At 48.2% G+C, this 23,571-nt stretch carries 26 protein-coding genes; 6 read left to right on the top strand and 20 right to left on the bottom strand.

Features of this window, described 5'->3' with window-relative positions; all coding sequences use genetic code 11:
• From H583_RS0109860 to H583_RS0109840, 5 genes are all read right to left on the bottom strand, one after another.
• Positions 1-336: a YxlC family protein gene (locus H583_RS0109860; RefSeq protein WP_028560318.1), complete on the bottom strand. Its 336-nt coding sequence runs from the start codon at positions 334-336 to the stop codon at positions 1-3.
• A complete protein-coding gene (gene sigY, locus H583_RS0109855) occupies positions 326-853 on the bottom strand; it encodes an RNA polymerase sigma factor SigY (protein WP_028560317.1) in 528 nt (175 codons plus the stop codon). The genes H583_RS0109860 and sigY overlap by 11 nt, the downstream gene beginning before the upstream one ends.
• 305 nt (positions 854-1,158) lie before the next feature.
• Positions 1,159-1,530, bottom strand: coding sequence for a glyoxalase superfamily protein (locus H583_RS0109850; protein WP_028560316.1), 372 nt, complete (start codon positions 1,528-1,530; stop codon positions 1,159-1,161).
• Between the two features lie 14 nt (positions 1,531-1,544).
• Complete coding sequence (locus H583_RS0109845; RefSeq protein WP_028560315.1) at positions 1,545-2,117, bottom strand: histidine phosphatase family protein; 573 nt, start codon at positions 2,115-2,117, stop codon at positions 1,545-1,547.
• 73 nt (positions 2,118-2,190) lie between these two features.
• Positions 2,191-2,607, bottom strand: a complete 417-nt coding sequence (locus tag H583_RS0109840) for an Lrp/AsnC family transcriptional regulator (protein WP_028560314.1) — start codon at positions 2,605-2,607, stop codon at positions 2,191-2,193.
• A gap of 118 nt (positions 2,608-2,725) precedes the next feature.
• Between H583_RS0109840 and H583_RS0109835 the strand changes: the two genes are divergently transcribed.
• Positions 2,726-3,484 carry an MBL fold metallo-hydrolase gene (locus tag H583_RS0109835; protein WP_028560313.1) on the top strand — a complete coding sequence of 253 codons (759 nt, stop codon included), beginning with the start codon at positions 2,726-2,728 and terminating at the stop codon, positions 3,482-3,484.
• Between the two features lie 63 nt (positions 3,485-3,547).
• On the opposite strand, the gene H583_RS0109830 is transcribed toward H583_RS0109835, so the two are convergent.
• The 9 genes from H583_RS0109830 to H583_RS0109790 all read right to left on the bottom strand — a co-directional run bounded on the left by H583_RS0109830 (position 3,548) and on the right by H583_RS0109790 (position 11,878).
• A complete protein-coding gene (locus tag H583_RS0109830) occupies positions 3,548-4,708 on the bottom strand; it encodes a chromate transporter (protein ID WP_051236266.1) in 1,161 nt (386 codons plus the stop codon).
• A gap of 258 nt (positions 4,709-4,966) precedes the next feature.
• Complete coding sequence (locus tag H583_RS0109825) at positions 4,967-5,554, bottom strand: TetR/AcrR family transcriptional regulator (protein ID WP_028560311.1); 588 nt, start codon at positions 5,552-5,554, stop codon at positions 4,967-4,969.
• Positions 5,555-5,701: 147 nt separating this feature from the next.
• A complete protein-coding gene (locus tag H583_RS0109820) occupies positions 5,702-6,520 on the bottom strand; it encodes an SDR family oxidoreductase (protein ID WP_028560310.1) in 819 nt (272 codons plus the stop codon).
• Between the two features lie 390 nt (positions 6,521-6,910).
• Positions 6,911-7,441 (bottom strand): hypothetical protein, encoded by a 531-nt coding sequence (locus H583_RS0109815; protein ID WP_028560309.1) that lies wholly within the window; start codon positions 7,439-7,441, stop codon positions 6,911-6,913.
• Positions 7,442-7,549: 108 nt separating this feature from the next.
• Positions 7,550-8,236, bottom strand: coding sequence for an LrgB family protein (locus tag H583_RS0109810; protein ID WP_028560308.1), 687 nt, complete (start codon positions 8,234-8,236; stop codon positions 7,550-7,552).
• Entirely contained in the window at positions 8,229-8,582 is a 354-nt protein-coding gene (locus H583_RS0109805; protein WP_028560307.1) for a CidA/LrgA family protein, read from the bottom strand. Before H583_RS0109805 ends, H583_RS0109810 begins: the two co-directional genes overlap by 8 nt.
• Before the next feature lie 205 nt (positions 8,583-8,787).
• Positions 8,788-9,384 carry a hypothetical protein gene (locus H583_RS0109800; RefSeq protein ID WP_028560306.1) on the bottom strand — a complete coding sequence of 199 codons (597 nt, stop codon included), beginning with the start codon at positions 9,382-9,384 and terminating at the stop codon, positions 8,788-8,790.
• Positions 9,385-9,567: 183 nt separating this feature from the next.
• Positions 9,568-10,794, bottom strand: coding sequence for an RtcB family protein (locus tag H583_RS0109795; protein ID WP_028560305.1), 1,227 nt, complete (start codon positions 10,792-10,794; stop codon positions 9,568-9,570).
• Between the two features lie 7 nt (positions 10,795-10,801).
• A complete protein-coding gene (locus H583_RS0109790; protein ID WP_028560304.1) occupies positions 10,802-11,878 on the bottom strand; it encodes an ankyrin repeat domain-containing protein in 1,077 nt (358 codons plus the stop codon).
• Positions 11,879-12,072: 194 nt separating this feature from the next.
• Here H583_RS0109790 and H583_RS0109785 point away from each other — a divergent pair, with 194 nt between their 5' ends.
• Positions 12,073-12,273, top strand: coding sequence for a hypothetical protein (locus H583_RS0109785; protein WP_028560303.1), 201 nt, complete (start codon positions 12,073-12,075; stop codon positions 12,271-12,273).
• 40 nt (positions 12,274-12,313) lie between these two features.
• Here H583_RS0109785 and H583_RS0109780 read toward each other — a convergent pair whose 3' ends face one another.
• From H583_RS0109780 to H583_RS0109765, 4 genes are all read right to left on the bottom strand, one after another.
• Entirely contained in the window at positions 12,314-12,880 is a 567-nt protein-coding gene (locus H583_RS0109780) for a hypothetical protein (RefSeq protein ID WP_028560302.1), read from the bottom strand.
• Positions 12,881-12,903: 23 nt separating this feature from the next.
• Positions 12,904-13,644 (bottom strand): hypothetical protein, encoded by a 741-nt coding sequence (locus H583_RS0109775; RefSeq protein WP_028560301.1) that lies wholly within the window; start codon positions 13,642-13,644, stop codon positions 12,904-12,906.
• Between the two features lie 208 nt (positions 13,645-13,852).
• The gene (locus H583_RS0109770; protein ID WP_081667077.1) at positions 13,853-15,397 is read right to left on the bottom strand and encodes a malate:quinone oxidoreductase; all 1,545 of its coding nucleotides are present in this window, start codon (positions 15,395-15,397) and stop codon (positions 13,853-13,855) included.
• A gap of 596 nt (positions 15,398-15,993) precedes the next feature.
• The gene (locus H583_RS0109765) at positions 15,994-16,833 is read right to left on the bottom strand and encodes a helix-turn-helix domain-containing protein (RefSeq protein WP_028560299.1); all 840 of its coding nucleotides are present in this window, start codon (positions 16,831-16,833) and stop codon (positions 15,994-15,996) included.
• Positions 16,834-16,951: 118 nt separating this feature from the next.
• Here H583_RS0109765 and H583_RS0109760 point away from each other — a divergent pair, with 118 nt between their 5' ends.
• Entirely contained in the window at positions 16,952-17,965 is a 1,014-nt protein-coding gene (locus H583_RS0109760; RefSeq protein WP_028560298.1) for a C45 family autoproteolytic acyltransferase/hydrolase, read from the top strand.
• A gap of 77 nt (positions 17,966-18,042) precedes the next feature.
• On the opposite strand, the gene H583_RS0109755 is transcribed toward H583_RS0109760, so the two are convergent.
• Both H583_RS0109755 and H583_RS0109750 read right to left on the bottom strand, forming a co-directional pair.
• Entirely contained in the window at positions 18,043-19,146 is a 1,104-nt protein-coding gene (locus H583_RS0109755) for a DUF3626 domain-containing protein (RefSeq protein ID WP_028560297.1), read from the bottom strand.
• Positions 19,147-19,276: 130 nt separating this feature from the next.
• Positions 19,277-20,077, bottom strand: coding sequence for a nucleotidyltransferase domain-containing protein (locus H583_RS0109750; protein WP_028560296.1), 801 nt, complete (start codon positions 20,075-20,077; stop codon positions 19,277-19,279).
• 351 nt (positions 20,078-20,428) lie between these two features.
• Between H583_RS0109750 and H583_RS0109745 the strand changes: the two genes are divergently transcribed.
• The 3 genes from H583_RS0109745 (at position 20,429) to H583_RS32445 (ending at position 23,535) form a co-directional block, all read left to right on the top strand.
• On the top strand, positions 20,429-21,769 hold the full coding sequence (locus H583_RS0109745; protein ID WP_028560295.1) for a helix-turn-helix transcriptional regulator: 1,341 nt from the start codon (positions 20,429-20,431) through the stop codon (positions 21,767-21,769).
• Entirely contained in the window at positions 21,744-22,550 is an 807-nt protein-coding gene (locus H583_RS0109740; RefSeq protein ID WP_028560294.1) for a WYL domain-containing protein, read from the top strand. Before H583_RS0109745 ends, H583_RS0109740 begins: the two co-directional genes overlap by 26 nt.
• A gap of 100 nt (positions 22,551-22,650) precedes the next feature.
• The gene (locus tag H583_RS32445) at positions 22,651-23,535 is read left to right on the top strand and encodes a hypothetical protein (protein WP_051236257.1); all 885 of its coding nucleotides are present in this window, start codon (positions 22,651-22,653) and stop codon (positions 23,533-23,535) included.
• The last annotated feature ends 36 nt before the right edge of the window (positions 23,536-23,571 follow it).

The raw sequence follows: 23,571 nt of genomic DNA, 5'->3' as shown, positions 1-23,571 counted from the left end.
CTATACGACCCGCTTTCTTTTTTCATATCGAATCACAGCCGGTACAATGACAAGTCCCAGCAATTGAATACAAATAAAATAGATCGGATTTGCCGCTCCCACAGCAATTATAGAGCCCAGAATGACCACTGCCAGCATATAAAAAAATGCCCATTCCCGGTTTTTTTTGCGGCGAAGCTTCTTCTCTCCGGCTGCAAGCCGGGTCTCAAACCAGGAAATATCAGGGGTATAGACAGGAAACCATTCCTCCATTTTAGCAAGGTCTGATTTTAACTCCTGTTCCGTCTGCAAGCCCTTAGCCGCTTTACTGCTATTTTCCTTGTCCTTATTGTTCATCGTCTGCAAGCTCCCTTCGCAGTTCCTTCAAGCCGTTTGATACGCGGGATTTTACCGTACCGGAAGGGATGCCCATTACCCGGCCGATCTCATCATAGGAATAGCCATAATAATGCTTCATAATAATCGGGATGCGAATGCCTTCATTAATTCGTGCCAGTGCATCCAGCAGCTCCGGCCATTCGTCACCCTGCGACTCCACCTGCCATTTCATCTTGCGCAGTGCCTGTTCTTCCTGATGCCATGCTTGCTCCCGCTTTTGCTTTCGTAGAACATCCATATATAAATTTGTTCCGATTGTGATCAGCCAGGAGGAAAATTTGGAGCTTCCGTTGTAAAGCCTGATTTTCTCCATGGCCTTCATCATTGTCTCCTGTGTGAGATCCTCTGCAAGCTGGGGATGCATCGTGATTTTCATCAAGTATCTCACCAGGAAGGGATAATTGTTTCTTAACAGCATCGACAGCGCGAGCCTGTCCCCCTCCTGGGATGCCATTACAAGCTCCAGTTCATCCATATTTCACTTCCCTGACAGTAGTTGACGATATCATGTTTGTTGTTGATTATATTCTTAGTACGCTTGAGAATGGCAATTCGTTCATTTGGCTATTTTTAAAGATGTTGTGGTCGAAAGACTAGTTAAGTGAATGTAAAATTCCAGCTGCATCTGACACTGACTATCCAGCGGGGCGAAAGCAAGACGGTGTTAATCTGGTTGAGGAATTTGGAGTGCGGGATTGCAAAAAGGCAAGTGAAATAAAGCGAAGCGCCATGCACTTCACTTTATCTCGCCAGAGGGCAACCCTGTTTGAATTACAGCACCTATACGCCAGAGGTCCGCTCTTCATAAAAAACTAAGCGGTTGCCAAACGGATCTGTCAGGTTCATTTCCCGGGTGTCCCAAGGCGTATGTTCAATTCCGGGACGAGAGTATTTATATTGCTTTGCAAGCAATGTTTCATGGAAGGCATCAAGGTTAGGGATTGAAATCCGGATCGCAGAACCGGGTGAACAATCCCCGTAATGCTCAGACAGATGTAAAATCAGCTGATCTTTGGAAATTTGCATATACAGCGGGAAATTCTCTTCAAAGTGATGCTCCCAATCCAATTGAAATCCGAGAAATTCCATATAATATTCTTTCGCTTTCTGCTCATCGAAAATTCTGAATATCGGTGTCACCTGTTGACTCATCCTATCATCCCCTTTTATGGTTTCCATACCCGTTCCAAGCTTGTCAGCTCATGCCCCGCAAACCTCAGACGGTAAATATCCGGCATCGAAGTGCCGCGCCAAAATTCATATCCATAGCTGGAATCAAAAAAGTTGAGGATACAGGTCATAATGTTGCCATGGGTCCCTATCACGATATTTTTTCCTGGATAATCAGCAAGCAGCTGACGAATAACAGGAAGCGAACGCTCCTGTGCCCTTCCCGTCGATTCTCCAGCTTCCAGGCTGTAGTCCAAATCTGTAAAGGATTTCTCTATGGCCCGGACAACCTCGTTCCATTCCGCGTTATAATCTTGTCCGATAATCAAGCGCTCTCTTAATGCCTCAAACTCCAAAATTGGCAGTCCTTTGCGTTCCGCCAGCACTTGCACAGTCTGCTTGGCCCGCGCATAGGGACTCGAAACGATCACATGAATATCGGCTGCCTGCAGCATATCCGCTACTTTTTGCGCGGCCAGCCATCCTGCCGGGGAAAGCCCTCTCGTCAGCTCCTGCCCCGCTATATAAGGAGATTCCGCATGTCGGACCAAATAGATTGTTGTATGCATAATACCTCCTTGGAAATTATGGCATTAAACTATACTTGCCGTTTCATTCTCGTAAAGTAGTCTGCAAATCCTGCTAGAACTGCTTGCTGATCACGATGGATACCCTGTAATTGGCATGGCGGTTCAGCTCCTGAAGAAACTCGTCCAGCTCTGTATTCGACGGGAAAGCAACCTCTATCAGGTAACAGCCCTCACCGCTGATTCGATAACTGTTCAGGATTACATGGCGATGCTGATCCATGAACTGCATTAACGGATAATGATCCATCGTTTTCGTGAAAATATGGATAAAAGCCTGCACGGCATCCCCGGCTTTTTGCCTGTTCATGCGGATCGTATAGCCCTCAATGATGCCTTCTTCCTCCAGCTTGAGAACGCGGTTAGCTGCGGCCTGTCCGGTAAGGTGTACCCGCTCTCCCAGTTCCTTCATCGTCATCCGGCCGTCTTGTTTAAGTTCTTTGATGATTTTTTTATCCGTATCGTCGAGCATGTTCAAACCTCTTTCAACATTCAAGTTTTTGCCTCTAAAGACTTGATTTCATCCGTGTACCGCTTCTTGTCCTTATATTATGCTATTCCTGTGAAATATGAAAGGAGGCAATACAATCATGAACATTCAACTTATACGCAATGCAACACTCATCATCCGGTACGGAGGCCAAACCATTCTGGTGGACCCCTTCCTTGCGGAGCAAGGCGCATATCCCGGATTTCCGAATACAGCCAATCAAGAGAAAATGAATCCGCTCGTCGGACTGCCAGTCCCTGTTGCGGATATTATCAAAGCCGATGCTGTCATGGTGACGCACCTGCATCCCGACCATTTTGATCAGGCTGCAGTTGACCTGCTGCCCAAAGACATGCCGATCTTCGCCCAATCCGCAGACGATGCGGAAACGATACGCAAATCAGGCTTTCTGAATGTACAGACCTTTGAAGCTCCTGCAAAGCTCGGCGATATTACGTTGTTTAAAACAGGCGGCCAGCATGGTACTGGCGAGATCGGCAAGCTTATGGGACCTGTATCCGGTATTGTCATGCAGCATTACGATGAGCAAACCTTGTATATTGCAGGGGACACCATCTGGTGCAGTGAGGTTGCAGAAGCCATCGGGACGTACCAGCCCCAAGTTATTGTCGTGAACGGCGGGGCAGCCCAACCCCTGGGCGCTGATCCGATTACGATGACGAAGGAAGATATCCGCCAGGTCCATAAGGCAGCCAAGTACGCGACCATTATCGTCTGCCATATGGAGGCCGTAAACCATTGCCTGTTGACCCGTGAAGAACTGCGAAGCCATGTATCCGATCAGGGCCTTGCGTCCAAAGTGCTTGTTCCCGGGGATGGTGAAACGATCACTTTGTAATACGTTCAATATCATGCTGATCATGTCAAAAAACGCTCCGTGTTAACGGGCGTTTTTTGTTTTTTATACGGCCTGAAATAAAGAAACCAGCCATCCGCCTAGTGCTCCAATAATCACCACCAGCCACGGCGGAGCTTTCCAAAAGGCAAGACATGCAAACAAAATCGCCGCCATGGCAAAATCAGTCCCGTCCAAGATCGTGCTGGTCCAAATCGGGCTATATAACGCAGCAATCAAAATGCCTACTACAGCTGCATTCACGCCTGCAAGTGCGCCTTGAATGCCCGGCCTTTTCCGCAGCATATCCCAAAACGGCAAAGCACCGACCACAAGCAGAAATGCAGGAAGAAAAATGGAAAGCGTGGCGACAACAGCTCCGAACCAGCCACCCATTAATGCCCCTAAATATGCTGCGAATGTAAACAGCGGTCCGGGAACCGCCTGGGCCGCGCCATATCCGGCCAGAAATTCCCCCTTGGACAGCCAGCCTGCGGGCACAATCTCCCGCTCCAGGAGAGGAAGCACGACATGGCCGCCGCCGAAGACCAGGGAACCGGAGCGGTAGAAGCTGTCAAATACAGACAGCCAGTGTGAGGAGCCGCTGCTTGCAAGGACAGGGAGCAGAATCAACAAGACAACAAACAAAATCAGGCTTCCTGTTGCTGTTGAACGGCGGACCGGCACCCGGATTGCCGGAAGTTCTGAATCGTTCGCCTTGTACAGCATCATCCCCGCAATTGCTGACAAGATCATTATGATGATCTGGCTCCATGCTGTTGGCCACAGCAAAGCGACCGCCATCGCCAAGATGGCTATTGTTGCTCGACTACGGCCGGAGGCAAGCTTTTGTCCCATACTCAGGACAGCTTGAGCTACAATGGCAACAGCCACCAGCTTGAGTCCGTGAATCCAGCCTGCTTGGGCAATATCAAATCCGTGAAGCAGATATGCGAAAAGCACCAATGCGATTAACGATGGGAGCGTAAAGCCGATCCAGGCGGCAATTCCGCCTAATAATCCGGCTCTCATCACGCCAATGCCTATGCCAACCTGACTGCTCGCAGGACCCGGGAGGAATTGACACAGCGCCACTAAATCCGCATAGCTGCGGTCATCCATCCACTGTCTGCGCTTTATGTATTCGTTATGAAAATACCCCAGATGAGCCACTGGCCCGCCGAATGAAGTGAAGCCGAGCTTGGTTGAAACCGCCAATACCTCCATAACAGCGCGCAATCGTTCTGTTTTCTTCTTTTGAACTGCAGCAGCATCCACTTTCCAAGCCCCCTTATTTTGTGCTGCAGCTATTATATCAGAGAAAGATTATCCCTATTTTAACAAGCCTGAATAGCTTGCCGGCCTTGAGGGTCAAATCTACATTTTGCGACCGTTGAAATAGAAGCCCATTTGTAAGGAAAAGCTTATTATTGCTTTTAGATGCAAACAAAAAACGCCCCGCTGCCGCGGGACGTCTCCATCCTGTTATTGCTTGTCTGCGCTCACGCTGTTCCACGTCACCTGAAGAAGCTGCCGGATGAGATCATCTGTAATCGCTACTTCCCTGTTCAAGTGAGCCTTAATGACATAAACAAATGATCCGTAATGCATTTGTACCATCGAGAACGGGTCCATTGGAATGAACAAGCCTTGCTCAACCGCCTCTTGATACAGCTGCTTTAACGGGCCGCACCATCCGCCTTCATAGGCCTGCCTCTTCGATTCATCGTGTATATATGGCGAGAACGAATATTGTTCAATGAACTGAAAGCCCTTCGGGTATTCAAGAGACAGGCGGATCATATTCTCCCATGCCCGCTCAAGCCTTGTCCGGAGCGGCTCATCCGTATAGACATTTTGTAGCACATATTCCCCGTTAAACAGAACAATCGCCTTGTACAGCTCATTAATAATCGTCTCTTTACTATCAAAATAATGATAGATGCTTCCTGTCGATATGCCTGACTTTTTCGCAATCAGAGACATGGAGGTTGCTTGAAGCTCCTTCTCAATAATGAGAGATAACGTCGTTTCAAGCACAGCCTTCTGCACCTTGTTATATCGGTCAAACATGAACGCACACCTCCAATCAAATGAACATCTTTCATAAATCGAACGTTCATTCCATTTTAGGCAGGGTGAGCCCATTTGTCAAACCATAACTTCTTCTCCACGCTAGCCCGATCTTAATCGCGTCGTCGTTGTCAGGATCTGTCAGGTTTAAATAAAGTTTTTCCCGATTGTCTCCAAATATTCCTCAATCGGAACCGAATTCCGCAGGGCGAGCAGTGACTGTCCCGAAGTGCCAATAACGTTGCGGAACGTATTGATTTCTCTGGTTGCCAGCTTCTCAATTGCATTTACGATGGTTTGCGGATCATCATGCAAGCCCGGGTCTGCAGAATGCATTCTCTGTTTTACTTTAGCTGTCAGCTCATCATAGGCCGTAATGTTGTCGTCTGTATTCCATACGATATTATCTACAAAATTATTACCTGATGATCCCCCCTGTTCAATGAGCCGGATATCAATATTGAGTGATTTCAGTTCATAGAACAGCCCTTCCGACAATCCTTCGAGAGCAAACTTGGACATATTATACAAGGAACCAAGCGGAACAGCCGTCGTTAATCCGACAATGGAGCTGATATTAATGAACATGCCTTCACCGTTGGCACGAAAATGCGGCAAAAATTTGCGGATCACATTAATCGGTCCGCGGGTATTCACTGCAAACTGCCAATCAATGTCCTTCTCCTCGGCCAGCTCCAGTGCGCCATATGCCCCCATTCCGGCATTATTGACAACAACATCAATGCTGCCAAAAGCTTCAATAGCCTGGCTTACTGCTGAATTCACCTGCCCCAGGTTTGTAACGTCCAGCTTGAATATTTTGATGTTCTCATAAGCCGTAAGCTCGGTTTCCTTCTCAGGAGTGCGCATCGTTGCTGCTACATTCCAGCCAAGCTTTGCAAAATGAATCGCTGTTAACTTGCCAAGGCCAGAGCTTGTGCCTGTAATGAAAATTGTTTTTGCCATAATGATTCAACCTCCATATTTATAATTTCAACAGTAGATCGAACGATCATTCTAATGAAGTGAAAATAAAAGACATTCATTAGATCGAATGTTCATTCTAATTATGCAAATTTTTAATGATTCTGTCAATTGGGAATTGTTATGTCTATTTTAAAAGCAGGAAACGGGGCTTCTCAAATATGCTCTAAAGTCCGTTAGATGTAAGCATGTAAGCTGGCGAATCGTAAGTTGTGATCCGTTATGCTATAGAATCCCTTTTGGATGTAAAGTATATGTTTGTATCCGACAAACAATAAACGGCCGCCCGCACTTTCCTGCTTTCCGGTCCTTGGACCGGCTTGGAGACATCAGCCCGGCTGGAATGCTGCCCCCAAGCCGTCCAAGGACAGCTTAACCCGTGTATTCCGTAGCGTCAAAGTCCACATGATTCAAATGATTGGATTGTTCGATCAAGGAGGACAGTTTTGTAGCCTCTCTCTCCTTCTTCTTGGCAAGCTCCATATACGCTTCAGGATCGTAAAGCGCAACTGTGAACAGGCTTTTGCCTCCGTCCGCCGTCCCTCTATTAAGCTGGCGTTCCAGCTTCTTGCGGCTTCCAAGCTGGGACAGATAGGCTGACTCATTCCGGGTCTGCTTGGCGAGCTCAATGGCCTCCAGCACCTTCAGTTCGCCATTATTCCACTGAATTACCGTTGTTGTATTGGAAATGGCAATTAACAGATCCAGCCTGCGGAAATCCGCCATTACCCGATTCAGCTCGGATGTAATCATATCGACTGTCCGGGAGGGGTATTCCGCCACTTCTCCCTTTTCAATAACCGACATGCTGTTTAGCTCGCGTTCATGGGACAACTGGCTAATCCGGCGGGAAATGGCGCTTCGGACTGCCAATGCTTCTGCAACTGTAATCGATGAGTTCATAGGATTGCCTCCGTTCCTTGTCTATGCCTGTTATATACGTCTCTATATGGAAAAAGTTGCACAAGCCTTCATTCCGTTTTCAGGCAGGGCTATCCGGCGAAGGATGAATCACCACCATCCAAGGGGAATGCACAATAGCGGTGTCAGCATGCTTGAGAGTCCCATGGCAAAACCGCTAATTCCTCCCTGCAGTTCGGAATCCCGCAAAATGCGTGCCGTACCAATCCCATGGGCCGCAGTTCCCATTGCTGTTCCGATTGCTGCATCGCTGCGAATGCGGCACAGCTTTAATAGCTGGGGCCCTATCATGCTGCCGAGCAGCCCCGTCAGCACAGTGAAGACACCGGCCAATTCAGGTGTGCCGCCAAGTGTGCGGGCAATCTCAATCGCAACCGGGGCTGTCACCGATTTGGGAAGCATGGACAGCAAGGTCTCCCTGGAAGCCGAGAGCAGACTGGACAATAACCATACGGAGAGAAGACCGCTTACCGCGCCCGCTGCAACCCCGGCGGCAATCGGAAGCAGTTGCCCTTTCAGCTTGTTCGCATATTTATAAAAGGGAACCGCAAGGGCGACAGTTGCAGGCCCCAGAAAAAAGGTGATGATGTCTCCGCCTGCCCGGTAAGAGGTGTAGGGAATCTTGAAAACCAGAAGCAGCAGCATGAGGCTGCCAGCCGTCAGAAATAACGGATTCAGCCAGCGGAACCTGCGATTGACCAGTTGGGCCAAGGTATAAAACAACACGGTGACCGTCATGCCGAATAAAGGCATGTCATAGAATGCCTCACTATTCATGGGCCTTTTCCTCCTGCTTTCCCGCTAGCCGTGCTGTCACATACCCGGATACAAGCAGCACAATGACGGTTGCGCCAATCAGGCTTGCCGCAATGGGTAGCCATTCCGAGCCGATTCTCCCGAAGAACAGCATCGTACCGACAATGATGGGGGCAAAAAAGATCATCATATGACGCAGCAAAAATTGCGCCGTGTCCTCCACCCACTCCAGCTTCACCCATCCTGCAAACAAACTGATAACAAGCAAAATCAAGCCAATTACATTTCCTGCAACTGGAATATCGAGCACCGAACGAATCAAGTAGCCGAGCAGCGTAAAGCCCAGTAGAATAGATAAGCCTTTCATTTTTCCGCCTCGCTTTTTTATCATACTCAAATTAAATATTGCACCGCCATACATGCGAGCTATTCCATTCTAGTTGATCCGGCCAAAGCGTGACAACCCTTTTATCCGGTAAGAAGCTACTGGCTTTATGCCCATACACAAAGCCGGCCTCTGGCATATGCCTGAAGCCGGCTTTGTAGGTTAAGCCTCTATTTATTCAGATGGATTATAAATGGATGATGGCAAAGCGGCTATCCTGCAGGATTTCTCCAAGTATGTGCTGCTTGGTTTCATTCATTTCCCTCTCGGGGTCGGTGCTGTCAATATTATATTTGCCGAGACTGCCGCTCATCACGAAAAAGCAGCCTTTATCATTTTTCTTGAGAAACAGCAGATATTTGCTGCCTTTTTGCAGCTCTTTGTAGTTAGGCCTTGTAATCTTCGAGATTCCATCGAGTCCTTGGGAATAGCTGATTGGCTCTCCGACGCGGATCTCGGTGTTTTCACTGATTGGTCCTTTAATGACCTTATCCACCTTAACTGTTGTCACCGTATAAAAATCCTGCAAAGACCCTTTGAGAGCCAGTGAACTGGTCATATGCTCCCTGTCTCCGAAGTTCTGTTCCGTTGAACCGATCACGATCAGGTCAGCCTCCTGGAACAGCTCTTCTGCCGAATGGTACGAAAGGTACAGCGCAGGAGCAACAATTACCTTCTCATTTACAGCACTATAGACGGTTGTATAATAAATCATCGCACACAAGATTGCAGCTCCCATACCGACAGCAATCCGGTGCCATTTGCGGATAGCAAAAGGTCGCATAGCCATATCCTCCATCACAATTGCTCTTTGCCTAATAGACGGCCTGACCGGGAAGAAGGTTGCCTGTGGACCCTGTAAATTCGCAGTTTTGATGCCGTTAATATTATCCAGTTTGTACTTGAATCCGTGTCTGCTGACAGCTCGGCTTGGACCCTCTTTATTTACGTTTTCATAAGAGCTCAGTTAATCCTTATACGGATCAAATTCATCCGCGCCCGCCATACATACGCCAATCGGCTTTAGCACATGGAGCACCTCAATTGTATCGCTGTGCGCATCCAATACACCCTGAAGCTTGCGGTAGACGAACGGGCTCTCGTCGGTTCCCGCCCCTCGCAGTTCGACGCCGTATCGCTCGACTGCTTCCTTCATTTGCTTCGGAGTTATTTCTCCGCCGCTGCGGGTGCGGGTCTTCCAATTCATCTTGCCTGCGGCTCTGGTCCGGCTCATTACACGGCCTGCGCCGTGAACGGTGCTGTAGAAGGAAGCTTTGTTTTCCTCCGTATCCTTGCCCTGTACAATAACCGAGATATCTCCCATACTCCCGCCGATAAAACCAAGCTGCCCTGGCGCCGAAGGAGTCGCTCCCTTGCGAACGACAATCGTCTGCTTCCCTTCATGCTCTTCCTTCCAGGCAAAATTGTGATGATTATGTACGGTGAAATCAGCTTTCGCCCCTAGAATGGACAGTACCTGCTGAATCACATAATCCCGTCCTGCATATGCATAACGTCCTGCCAGCTTCATCGCCCGTTCATACATATCCCCAAGCTCGCTGTCCAGTTTCAGCAGCACAGGAGGCTGATCCATATGCTCACCCGGCGCTTTCCCCAGAAATTCACGGCCTGCTGCAAGATTCAGAAAACCGCTCGCCGTCTTATGTCCGAAGCCGCGGCTGCCGAAGTGATTGGCTGCCCATAACCGCCCTGTAGCCGTTTCCTCGAACAGGTCCACGAAGTGATTGCCGCTCCCAACCGTTCCAAGCTGCTGGCGTGCCAGCGCCTTCAGCTTATCATGCTCCTGCTTGCCGATTGCGGCATACACGGCCCAATCCGGATCATCGAACAGCTCATGATCTACCGGCTCATCATTAACCCGGCCCATGCCGAAAGATATTTTGCTTGCAATTTGATTCATAATTTGTGGCAGCACAGGCTTGATATCCGCCGCCATCAGCGTTGTTCGCACCGCCTTGTTCCCGCAGGCGATGTCGTACCCGACCCCCGAAGGCGAGATTTGCCCGTCATAGACCAGCACCCCGCCAATTGGCTGGCTGTAGCCTTTGTGATGGTCGGCCATCAACAACGCCTGAATGACATTCCCATGCTGCGAGCAGGTGACCGCCTGGGATAAAGCTCCTTCGTCCGGTGCTCCCCAGACACGTACATTTTTTATTGTTTGATACGCCATAAGTCATTTAATCTCCTTCAATAAATTTGATAATGTAGTATTCAGGCTGCATGAGAAAATCCGCCAGGCTGCACAAGTCGGCATACTCCTGATGCTCGATGTCATAACAGCCAATCTGCCCTTTTTTCTTCGGATTCCATACCAGCTGCAAATGAGAGTAGTTGTCGATGTTGGCGGACAAGCGCAGCAGCTTTTGACGGCCGACCTTCAACTCTATGGTATCCGTCAAAGTAAAAAAGTCGATATAGCCAATCTTGTATTCATTTTCTTTAAGCGCGAGCCGCAGATTATCTCCAGTGAGAAAGCGGACCATTTCATCCGTCAGTTTAAATTTTTTCAGCTCATACTTTCTGTTCTCCACATGATGGAACTCTGGCGGCTCCAGTGATTTGAGATAGTCAGCCATAGCCATATTTTTGCTGCTGACCGCTATTGTATAGGCCCGCTCGCCATCCTTCTCCTGCAAGGTTACGTCTGCTCCGCGTTCTATCAGATATTTGACCATCGCCAGATTGCCCATTCTCGCTGCAACAGTCAATGGTGTCGCCCTATAGGGATAGACCATATCCGGCTCATTATAATTAATGTCCGCCCCGCAGCCCAGCAAATAATCAATCGTTTTCTTGTCATGATCAGATACAGCCTGGCGCAATACCGTGCTGCCGTGCTTTTTAATATCCAGTCCCAGCTCTTGAATAAGCGGAATATTAGCTTTGTTGCCATAATAGGCCTGAGAATACGCACCAGATCCGACATGATTCTGCTTATCCGGCTTGCCGCCTTGCGCTGCAATATAACGGACAATATCCGGTTTGCAATAACGGACCGCCTTCAAAAAAGCGGGATTCTGCTTCACATTCAGATCCGCGCCATGCTCGACAAGCAGCTTAACCACCCCGGACTGTTCTGCTATAAGCGCCAGATCCAAAGGGCTTAATGTTGAATGCTGGCTAAGTTTAATATCCTCTTCGATATTCCAGCCCTCAGCAATCGCAGTCTGCAGAGCCATTTCGTCGCCTTTGTATATGAGCATTGCGATCTCCGGAAGCTGCTCGAATTTACCGATATCCTTTAGTGTAATCATCCGATATCTGCTCCTGTTTCAAGTTTTATGAAAAGTATAGAGAACTGTGAAGTCCATTACAACCGGGCTTAGGTCTTAAAAGACCTCAAATGGCAGGCACTATTTTGCAAGCAGGCCGGTGCTCTGCGAATGTACATTGACCTGGGCGCGAGGCTGTACATGCCGTACAGCAAAAGCCCCTGGACGAGCAGGTGATGCACTGGGTTACCGTGATCGAGGGAGGAGAATTCTGCGAAGGCAGTCCGTACAGCTTCTGGAAGACAGACTACGAAGCCTATGAACAACTAGCCGGACTTGGAGCATCAGCTCTTCCTGTCATCCGGGAGCACATGAACGGGAAGCTTGAAGATCATACGAGGTATATTTTGGAGACGGTGATTGAGGACATGAGTTAGATTTCTTGCAGATCCCCAATCCCCCGCCTTATAGCCTGCTTTACAGTCCATAAGGCGGGGCTTTTGCTGCGGTAATATTGTCCGGATGGGCATCCGCCGGCTCATAACCATCCAAACGGAGCAAAATATACTCCACTTCCTTGAGCGGTATTTTTAATTGCTGACTGACCTCGAAAAGACCAATGTCTTGCATCAGCAGCTCCCGTGCCTGATTGATTTTTCCATTCAGCCAATTGTTCTCCAGCATCCAATTCTGGATATTTGCCAGCAGCAGCTTTTGGGCTTCTGTGTCCGCATATTTCTTATATTTTGCAATAGACTCTGCCAAGTAATCATACAGACCGATGCCTAAGGCTTCGCGCTGTTCATTTTTGGACATCCGCAAATACTGCTCATAGCTGATACTCATATCCAAGGCTAGTGTATGATCTCTGCTATCGAAGCGTCTGAACGTTTTGCGGCCATAGCTTTCCGGCAAGATCCGCCATACAATAGTAATCGCATACGGAAACTTCCATGACTGTGCCGCTTCTTCCAGAGGCAAGAGTTCATCTCTCAATTGGCCCGCGCAAGTGCCATGTGTATCAAGATAAAAATCTATTCTCATGAGCCTGTCCTCCTTATTGACGGTTAATATGCCGTACATCCCTCGGAAAGCAGCCACTGCTCTATAACGGAATATATAGGCCCGGCATCCTGTTCATAGAAAAGGGCAACCTCCTGCTCATTGGCATAATTAAACCGGATGTAACCACCCAACTGCTTGTAAAACAAAAGTCCGGAATATTTAGTTTCATGAACCAGATCAGGCGGGAATGCCGCGCGGCACATTCCGGCCAATTCCGGCAGCGTCAGCTTCCTTCCTTCCGGCGGCAACCGTAAAAAGCGATGGCTGCGGGTATCCGACCAGGGTTCGTAATATACGGCTCCCTCCTGCCCGCTGCCATACACTTGGATAAACAGAGTATCTAATAGCCCCGCGTATAACCGTCCTTCCACTTGCTCCTTCTCCTGTACCGGCATCGAAATCACCCTGATCGCTTCCTCATGCCTGGGCAGCCAAAGCAGCTGCGATGTGCCCGGATGCACCGCCAAAAAGTCACCGTCCGCCGTTGAGCCGATCGCGATACACTCTCCGATCTGCTGCTGCGATATCGGGCTGTCTTCGCCATGCTCCCATAGATCATATTCGGCAAAGGGCTGAAGCACCTCTGTATCCGGCATAGAGACGTTCATCCACCCTCTGTATGTCCCTTCTCCAAATTGCTGCAGAAACCGGACATATGCCAGTGGCATCATTGCGGCGGCTTCCTTGGGCAGCCCTTGACAGGGATCTTGGGACAGCGGCCTTGGCTGAGATACGATATACATAAAATAATCCTCCTGAATTATATTGCTCTCACTATCCTTTATCATATCATTTAGCGGGTGTGAGACCCATTTGCCTGATGTCCTATATTTGACATGCATTTTCCGGGACCACCTGCAAAGTCAAATAAATAAGGCAGCACCCGGAATTCCAGGCGCTGCCTCATCTGTCTTGCAGTTATACCATCAGGCTTTATCAAGTGTTCATAGTTCAGCCCATTTTGACTTCTTCTGCTGTCCGCTCTACAAGGGGCGGTTCGCTGTTCAGGCCAAGCGCCTGTGCTGTAGAAGAATGAATCTCACGAATAAGTTCAGGTTTACTCAACAACTTCACACCGTAAGAAGGAATCATTTCTTTTAATTTCGGCTCCCATGCCTCCACATGCTGCGGGAAGCATTTCTGGATAACTTCAAGCATGACGGACACGGCAGTTGAAGCGCCTGGCGAAGCCCCCAGCAGCGCAGCAATCGAACCGTCCGCGGCACTGATAACCTCTGTACCGAATTGCAGGGTTCCTTTGCCTGCAGCCGTATCCTTGATAATTTGTACACGCTGGCCAGCCACGAGCAGATCCCAATCCTCGCTCTTTGCATTCGGGATAAATTCCCGCAAAGCTTCCATGCGCTGTTCCTTGGATTGCATAACCTGCTTGATCAGGTAGGTGGTAAGCGACATGTTCTTCACGCCCGCCGCCATCATCGTAACGAGATTATGCGGTTTTACGGACGTAATCAGATCGAACATTGAACCCGTCTTCAAAAACTTCGGTGAAAAACCGGCAAATGGTCCAAAGAGCAGCGATTCTTTGTTGTCGATGACTCTTGTATCCAGATGCGGAACCGACATTGGTGGCGCGCCAACCGGAGCTTGGCCGTATACTTTGGCATGATGCTTCGCTACAATATCCGGGTTCTGGCAAACCATAAATAGTCCGCTGACCGGAAATCCTCCGATTCCTTTTCCTTCCGGGATACCGGATTTTTGCAGCAGATGCAAGCTTCCTCCACCGCCGCCGATAAAGACGAATTTGGCCCGTTGGCGTTCTACAGTACCGTTATCGATATTACGTACCTTCAATTCCCACAAACCGTCGCTGGTACGCGTAATATCATCCACATTATACTTGAACTTGATACCAACGTTTTTGCTCTTCAGATGGTCAAACATAATGCGCGTTAAAGCACCGAAGTTGACATCCGTACCGGATTCAATTCTTGTTGCGGCAATCGGTCCATTCGCGGACCGGTCTTGCATCATCAGCGGAATCCACTGTGCAAGTTTGGCCGGGTCATCGGAAAATTCCATACCCTGAAATAGCGGATTATTGGACATCGCTTCAAAACGTTTTTTCAAAAACGTAACATCCTTCTCCCCATGAACAAAGCTCATATGAGGTACGGACGCGATGAAGTCCCGCGGGTTGCGAATGAGTTTGCTGTTGACCAAATAAGACCAGAACTGCCTTGAAACCTGGAACTCTTCATTTACCTTGACCGCTTTGCTGATGTCTACCGATCCATCCGGTTTTTGAACGGTGTAGTTCAGCTCACACAGTGAAGCGTGACCCGTTCCTGCATTATTCCACTCGTTCGAACTTTCTTCGCCTGCTTTAGCAAGCCTCTCATACACTGTAATTTCCCAGTCCGGCACTAATTCTTTCAGTAGCGACCCTAAAGTCGCACTCATGATTCCGGCACCAATCAAGATAACATCTGTTGTGTTTTGTCTGTTACTCATGTTTACCGTCCTTACCATGATAATACTTGAAGAAAATCCAGGCGCTCCTGCTTCATCTCCATAGCAAGTCAGGCTGCAACCTGGTCAAACACCTTTTCTGGACCCATTGAAACCTGATCTTGTATATCACTATGATTATTAAAAATAAACTATCTTCTATTATATGATAGTTAAATGTGATTTGAAAGCAGGTAAATATAGTGATAACAAACTGTTATCAGGCAGAAAGCAGGGAAAAGCAGGGAAAAGTCCGCAAAGAAACTGCAATACACCAAAATCTGATGCTCTAGCAGCCTGTTATGTGTTGTTGTCTGGCCATTATGGATGTAAATTCAGCATATGCAGGGGGTCTTGGTTGTGTTATTGGATAATAAGTTGCCCCTTAAATTTAGAAATTTAAAAATTGTTGAATTTCAACTAAGATTAAGTCAACAGATCTCGCCGAGCCTCTGCTTTTGAAAAGCATGCGTAATACGGGCGAGCCATTTTTTTATATGGGAGTAACATATGAGTAATTCCCATCACGGGTGCTTTATATATGATACGTATTTTCTAAAAAATTTTCAAAAACACTTCTAAAAATTCCTTTATTTTATATTCCAATCCCTATAAAATCATGCAATCGGAACATAAATTTTCACCATCGCTTCCGCATCATTTACAGCCTGAAAAGACCCGTCATAGTATTCAAAGTCAAAACCGCCGACCAACGGAACCGGATTTCTCGTGAACCACGTCCCGTATATATACCGGTATGTAAGAGGCAATTTTTCCACTTCTCCCCGATGCCAGAAGACCTGATATTTCCCTCCGGGAATATGAAAGCGTTGCTGTCCCTCCAATGCCTTCAACTGCTCTATGTCCGTCGCAGCCAGGTAGGAATAAGCAACCTCTCCATCCATACACTCGGGGTATTGGACGATGCCGTATTTGGGGACATCCCGGTTAAGACACGAATTGGATAGCTGCTCCCAACTACGATGAATATTTTCAATGGTACTATCCTCAGCATGATATCCCCGCACCATCATCGCCTCCATCTCCACCTGTTCGATAGCCTCAGGCTCAAGCTGCCCAATATGGGCCAAGTAGTCCTCTTTTAGCGCGGGCATAATCAGGTTAGGGGGAATGACAGCCGACCTCTTCCACTGATTCGGCAGCACTCCAAACCTTGCCTTGAATGCTCTGGTAAATGCCTCATGGGATTCGAAGCCAAACTGATACGAGACATCCACAATGCGAAGCCGGCTCTCGCGGAGCATTTTCGCCGCCTCAGTCATTTTGCGTGCATGGATGTACTGTCCAATTGTCTGAAAAGTGATTTGGTGAAACAGTCTTTGAAAATGGAAACTCGAATATCCCGCATGCTTTGCAATATCATCAATTTTTAATTTTTGATCCAGATGACGCTCAATATATCGTACACTTGCCATTATCCGATCCAAGTACTCCATAAATCCGCTCCTGACACTCATGACTACGGGGAAAGAAACAGCAGGATTCATCAAGAAAATGTGAATCGCTCTCTTTAAAATACAGGTATCCGCTATAAAAGAAAAGGAGAGTATGCACATGTATCATCCGCGTTTGCAAGGCCATCATTATGATATGGGGTACAAATATGGAAGCTTATTGTATAAGAATGGGGTTCGTCTTGATTCTCTATTGCCTGTAAATGAGACTCATTTGGCATTCGGAATGAATTCCGAATCAATCTGCAAAACCTACTACCCTGAAATTATTGACGAGATCAGCGGAATGGCCGAGGGCTTGCATGTTCCCTATGAAGGGTTTGCCTCCTTTATCTTGAATATTGGAATTCATGGCGAAGATTTTGGTTGCACGACTTTCTGTTTTCAACATGGAGATGATGTGATTTTTGCCCGTAATTATGATATGTTCTCCCAATTCAAAAAAACAACCGAGAGCTGCCTGTATAGGCCGTTTTCCGGGTATTCATTTCTAGGCCAGGGAGATTCATTAATCGGTAAAGAAGACGGGGTCAATGAACATGGTCTTGCTGTCGGAATGACCTTTGTGGCTTCCAAATCGACCAAACCCGGGTTTAATTTCCTTATCCTCGTACGTTACTTGTTGGAGAAAGCCCGGACTGTTCAAGAAGCCATTCTGCTTCTGCGTCCTTTGCCGTTATGCACATCACAGAATATCGTTCTGGCAGACCGTACCGGCGACATGGCGGTTGTAGAATGCTGTCCGGCAGGAATGGCTATCCGGCAACCCGGGCCCGGACAACGGTTCCTGATTGCTACCAATCAATTTATTGATCCAGCGATGACCGCTCTGGACCATCGCCCGGAGCCGGACTGGTATTCGACCCAGACACGTTACCATAATGTCCTTCAAGCCCTGATGAAGAGCTCTGGTCAGGACCCGATGCAGCTGGCCCAGGATATTTTATCCGGCAAATGCGGCTTTGTCTGCCAATACAAAAAAGAACTGCGTTTTGACAGCCTGTGGTCGTTCATCGTCCGCTTGAATGATCTGACCGTTCTAAGGGCGGAAGGCAATCCTGGCAAAACGAAATATGTTCCTGATCCCCGTCTACGGACAACCTGCTGCTATTAATGAAATTTCCCACAAACAATTTGAGCATAAGGAAACATGGGCATCCAGTGACGGATTCCCGTGTTTCCTTATCAGGATCATACATTTGCCTTCCACCCATCACCACCGCCAAACCGGACTAGAATATGCCACATATATTTTAATTCCTGGAGCACCCCGGCATGTTCCCCCCTGTCGCTCCATTGATCAGGATGATGCTTCAAATGGTTGACAGCATCCCCGATCACACTGGCATCAATGTAATCATTCTGTGCAATCCGTTTGGCTAAGGAAGGCAAGGCCGGTCCTCTAAAATCTGCTGGCACTTCTTCCGCTCGCATCATAAATCCCATATGCCAATAAAGCCGTATGGAATACTTCAAGCATAGCCTCTCAAGCACCTGTCCGAAGTAAGTGCCCTTGAAAGACGGGTCAGCAACAAGGATGTCTACGTCGTCCTGCAATGTAATATCCCCGTGAATCTGGGCTTCGATATAGTGGTTCAAATTGCGGATGGGCTTGCAATTGGAAGGTTCTATATAAGGCTGTTCAAGATTGTAGAAGAGATGGTTCATCAATTTTTGTGGTGTCACATCTTTTGCACCAATGACGTACTCCCGAAAAAAAGCATCATTTAAAAGAGCGGCTAATATGTCGTCAAATTCCTTATAAGTTCCCTTTTCGTCCGGGTCATCATGCGAATCTCCATATGTAAATGTACAGCGGCCGGAAACCTTGGGGGCCAGAAGGAAATAGCATGACCCGAACCGCGGCGCAGGCCCGTCCGGGTGCAGCATCAAATCCAATGCCCCATATTTGGGGCGCTGGCTATTCGTCGTGTCCTCAGACTGATAGGCACCCCCAAACAACTTTTCCTCCCATAAATCCCGCGCTCCTCCCGGATAAGCCGATACGCTGCCATTTGAAATGAGAGTTTCGAACTGGCTCTTATATATTCCCTGCTCCAGCAATGCCTCTGCTACACTTGACATGTCCCCAACTGGACGGTCAGGATGAAAATGCAGGGCCACCCTGGCATGCGAAAACATTTTCATTACGGCGGTCTCATAGCTTTGCCAAGGAATATTGGACATATGAAGTATATCTTTGATGGCTGATTGTGCAGCGTCCTTTCGGCTTCTTGCATACTTTGTGATATGCTCCAGCGCTAAATGCTGAGACTTCGACAATTGATCCGACATATGCATCACCTCTCTGATCTGTTAAGCCGCATCCGTCTTTTAGCTTCACGGAGCAAGGAAGCTCATGCCTGACTGTGGCCAAGTAGACTAGCCAAATAAATCCAAACGCTTTTCATCTATTATAATCCTTCTATTCTGTTCGTAAATCCCTTCCCCACACTTCACAGATCGCGCTCAAAAATAACTGGTCAAGCTGCTCATCCTGATCTGCTGCCGCTGCTTCCATGCTTGCAGCAAGCTGATCATAATATGTTATTCGTTCCTCCAAATAATCGTTAAGAATTCCAATCCGCGTCCCCTTGTCCAGCTCTTCCCCTGCCCTTTTGCGGACCAACAATTCCTCAATTTCTACCCGCAACTGGCTCCCGTCCTGAAGAAGAGTCTGTACCAGCAGAGGAAACTCCAGCGGCGGCATCGTATTGAACTGCTCGATCCAGGCACAGGCTAGCACCGGTCGCAGCACATAAAAATACTTTTTAATTTTCACTTGTTCGCCTTGCAGGTAATCTCTGTAGTTACCCTTCGCCATATTCAAATAATGGTACATGCAAGATTTAGGGGCAAAAGCAAGCGGAGACAGCTTGCGAATTTGCTCAGCAACTGAATACTGTTCCATGTATTGAATAGGGGAGTGGAGCCATTCCAGCAGCGGAGGATTGCTTTTTCGGAACAGCCTCAGCGCTTTTTTCAAATCCCAGCCGTTCACATCAAGCAACCCGTCAACCGGACGCTCAATAACATCCCGGCCCTCAAAGATCGACAAATACCACTTGGCAGGTCTAATATAGATAAAACGGACATCATAATCGCTGTCGCGGGACGGGAACCCCCATGCCCGGCTTCCAGATTCACAAGCATAGAGAATACGGACCTGTTCCTCCTGCTCAATGGCGAGCAGTTCAGTCTGAATTCTGGCACGCATATCTGACATAAGCATTAAAGTTATCCCCTTTCAAAACGGCTCTACACGAAAAATCAGTTCTTGACATCAACTTGGGGGGAGCGCTGCGAGCAAGAGGGGGCTTCCGATCGCTGTTGTCCCCAGATTTCTTGAATGTAACCGCCTCAGCGGTTGAAATCCCTGGGCAAAGGCGAACGTTTCACTTCTCCAGCCTCCCTCTTCCTCTCCGCTCGTTCGACGTTACGCTGTCAAGCACTGATTCTTAGATTGAGCCTTCAAGATATTTTCATATTCGCTTATTTTTCGTATTTTTAACAGGGTAAATCTATTACGAGCTAAACAAATGCTATCCGCTAACTTGATTTACAGGAGGTGCTTTTAATGGCCAAGGAAAGCTTCGATAAAGAAATCCAGTTCCTGCGGCTGCTGGCCCTTACGAGCGGCGCTTACAACCGGCAGCAGTTCGCCAAGCGGCTGGGCATCTCGGTACATACCTTCGACAAGACATTGCGCCGCCTCAAAGATATCGTGCAGACGGTTAACCACCCGAATGAATTATCTGCTGCTGCCGGCAGAGAGCTTGCAGAGCATCTGCAATTTCAATATTACGAATCGGCTGATCCGGTTCTGCTCTTCTTGTTTCGGGCCAAATCGCTCAAGGAATCCGAGAGTCACCGCCTTTCCCAGCTCGTAGCCGCATTGCAGACACAGGAACTAACCGCCAAAGAATTGCTGGAGCAATGCTGTTCTGACCTGCCGCCGGAGCTGATACCACCGGACGAGAAGACGATACGCTCAGATCTGAAATATCTGGAAGACGTTGGCGTAATCTGTAAAGCGGCAGGCGGACGGCCCTATCGTTACGGGTTGGACCGGAGTATCGTTACCCGGCTGACGGATGAGGAGCAGCTTGATTTGTATGATTATGTGGAAGTCATGGCAAATACCCAGGTTCCTTCCGTTCAGGGCTACCTGCTAAGGGAAAGCTTGAAAAAAGCCCTGAAACCGCTGGACGGGAAGCATCCCGACTGGCAAGAAACTTTATGGTACAAGTATCATTACCATTCCCGCATTCTGGATGAAGCCCATCTTCCGGTAGTGCTGCATGCAATCGATAGCTGCAGAAGGCTGAAGTTTATGTATTTCTCGCCCAAGTCCTCCCTCAGCTATTCCTCACAGAATACGAATCCGTTGTTTGAAAAGGAGACGAAGGGCTATTCAGACACGATGCTTCCATTAAAAGTTGTTTACGACCATCAATATGGCCGATGGTATTTAGTCGGATTTCATAGACAACGCGGACTATTAAAGCTCCGCATGGAGGGCCTGACACAAATAGAAGGCGATACTCAGGTCGAAGCAGCTTATTTCAAAGAGAAGCAGGATCTGCTGGCAGAGAAAATGAAACACAGTTGGCTCATTGATACAGGGGAGCCTGTCCGTGTGATCGTAAAATTTTATCCCCCCGCAGGCGCCGGGTCCGGTTCCAACTTTATCAAGGATCGTGTACTGCTGCAGGGTCAATGGGGCTGTATCACGGAAGAGCATGCGGGATATTTCATCTATGAAATCATCGTTAACGGCATTACAGAAATCAGGCCCTGGCTCCGCAGCTTCGGCTCAAGCTGTGAAGTGCTTGAACCGCAAATTCTGCGCCGGCAGATGATCGAGGAATGGAAGGAGCTGAAAGCCTGCTATGAACCTGTTCGAGAAAATCTTTAACTACCAGCTCCACTCCAGACTGGATGAGTCCGGGGCTTACACGATTACCTCCCATGAACGGAGTTGGCTGAAAGCTATGCTTGAGCACTCCGCGGCGGATGACGCGTTTGATTCGGGTACACTTGAGAAGCTGCGGGGACTGCTGGCCGGAGAAGCTGACAGCCATCTATTCCGCTATGTTGAGGAGAAAGCAGGCAGCATCCCCAAGCGGATCTATCACCCGCTCCTGCGTACGCTTCGGCGAATGATCATGAACAGACAGGGGGTACGAGTCAGCTATCAGCTGCGTAATGGTGAGCAGTGGGAAAATCGTCAGGGCTTCCCATATAAGCTGGAGTACTCGATGGTGAAGCGGGAATGGTATCTGATCTGGTATCCGTTCAGAGAACGTTCCCTCATGATGACTAAGCTGGCTCATATTCGTGCGGTTGAAGAAATATCCATGCCCCCTGATAAAGCAAAACATATGATTCAGCACATAGCGGATATGCTGCTGCAGCGCAAGCAGCGGGCTGTTATTGAAGTCATCCCGGCCTACAACGCCGAGCTTTCACGCATTTTATATGCTTTCTCCTGCTTTGAGAAAGAGGTAGCGTATAACGATAGTACGAACACCTACCGGATTGCCTTGGCCTTCCCCGGCCATGAGGCCGAATTTGTCCTCTCCAAAATCCGTTTTCTGGGCCTGCGGGTCCGCGTGGCCGAAGGCGACTATTTCAAGCATCGAATGCTTGAAGCCGCGACGAAGGCGCTGGCCAGGTATGGGGATGAATCTGTGTAGCCTCTCAACATGTCATACAAACATGCGATATCCGGATGTATTTCTGGTAATAGAATGGTACAATTCACATATACAGTAAGGTTGAAATGGAGGAACTCCTGTGCCTTCTCCGTTAGTTGAAAAAGAAGTTAACCGCTTATATCAATTGCTGAATGAAGCACAAATCAGCTTTTTGCAGGATTATATCAAGCAAAGCAAGAAGAGCAAGTGGCTGGAAAGGCTTGCCCGAAAAAAGGGAATTGTGCTGGATAAAGACCAGTCTGCTGAGGATGCATGGGACAAGCTGAACGATTGGGAACTGAAAGAGATTTTGGACGGGGGCTATGGGAATCGCCCTTATAAATGTGAATGCGGCATGGCTTTGCGCTTCTGCTACATTGTCCGCCACCGGAAGGAAAATCGGACTTTCCGCCTTGGCGAAACATGCTTGGGGAATTACACGTTGTTGTCTCCTGACCTCATCAGGGATATCATCAACGGGTTTCATAAAATCGATCTTGAACGTGATGAAATATTAAATAAATTTGAGCTGGGCTGGACACCGCCGCTGGATTATGCCAGCCTGTCCCTGCCGGAAGATATTCAGCGGCAAATTGATATCGGACTGCCCCTCTCCTATCTCCAGACAAATCGGGTCGAGAATTTGTTCAAGCCGGATTTAATCCGATTACGAAAACAAAGGGAACAGGACAATCTGGCTCAGCTTCATGCGAGAAAAGCGGCGCTTACTGCCCGAAAGACCAGCCAGCCTGCTCCGTCAGCTCCTTCCGCCGAACTGGTAACCTATGAATGGATGATTTCACGGCATGGAGAACATCTAACACAGATCAAAGACAATGAGCATCGGTTAAAAAATATGGTTATGCTGGCAAAGTGGGAACAACTTCAGCAGATGATACAGGATTTGCAGCGTCATGATCCATTTGATTATTCAACATTCTTGTCCGATATGTTTGAGCTTCTGTATGAGTTGGATTTATATTGACCTTAAGCCACCTGCACACGAAAAATGCACTCCGCA

The sequence above is a fragment of the Paenibacillus pinihumi DSM 23905 = JCM 16419 genome (assembly GCF_000422505.1).
Lineage (GTDB): Bacteria > Bacillota > Bacilli > Paenibacillales > Paenibacillaceae > Paenibacillus_D > Paenibacillus_D pinihumi.
This window is presented reverse-complemented; position numbering and strand designations above follow the sequence as displayed.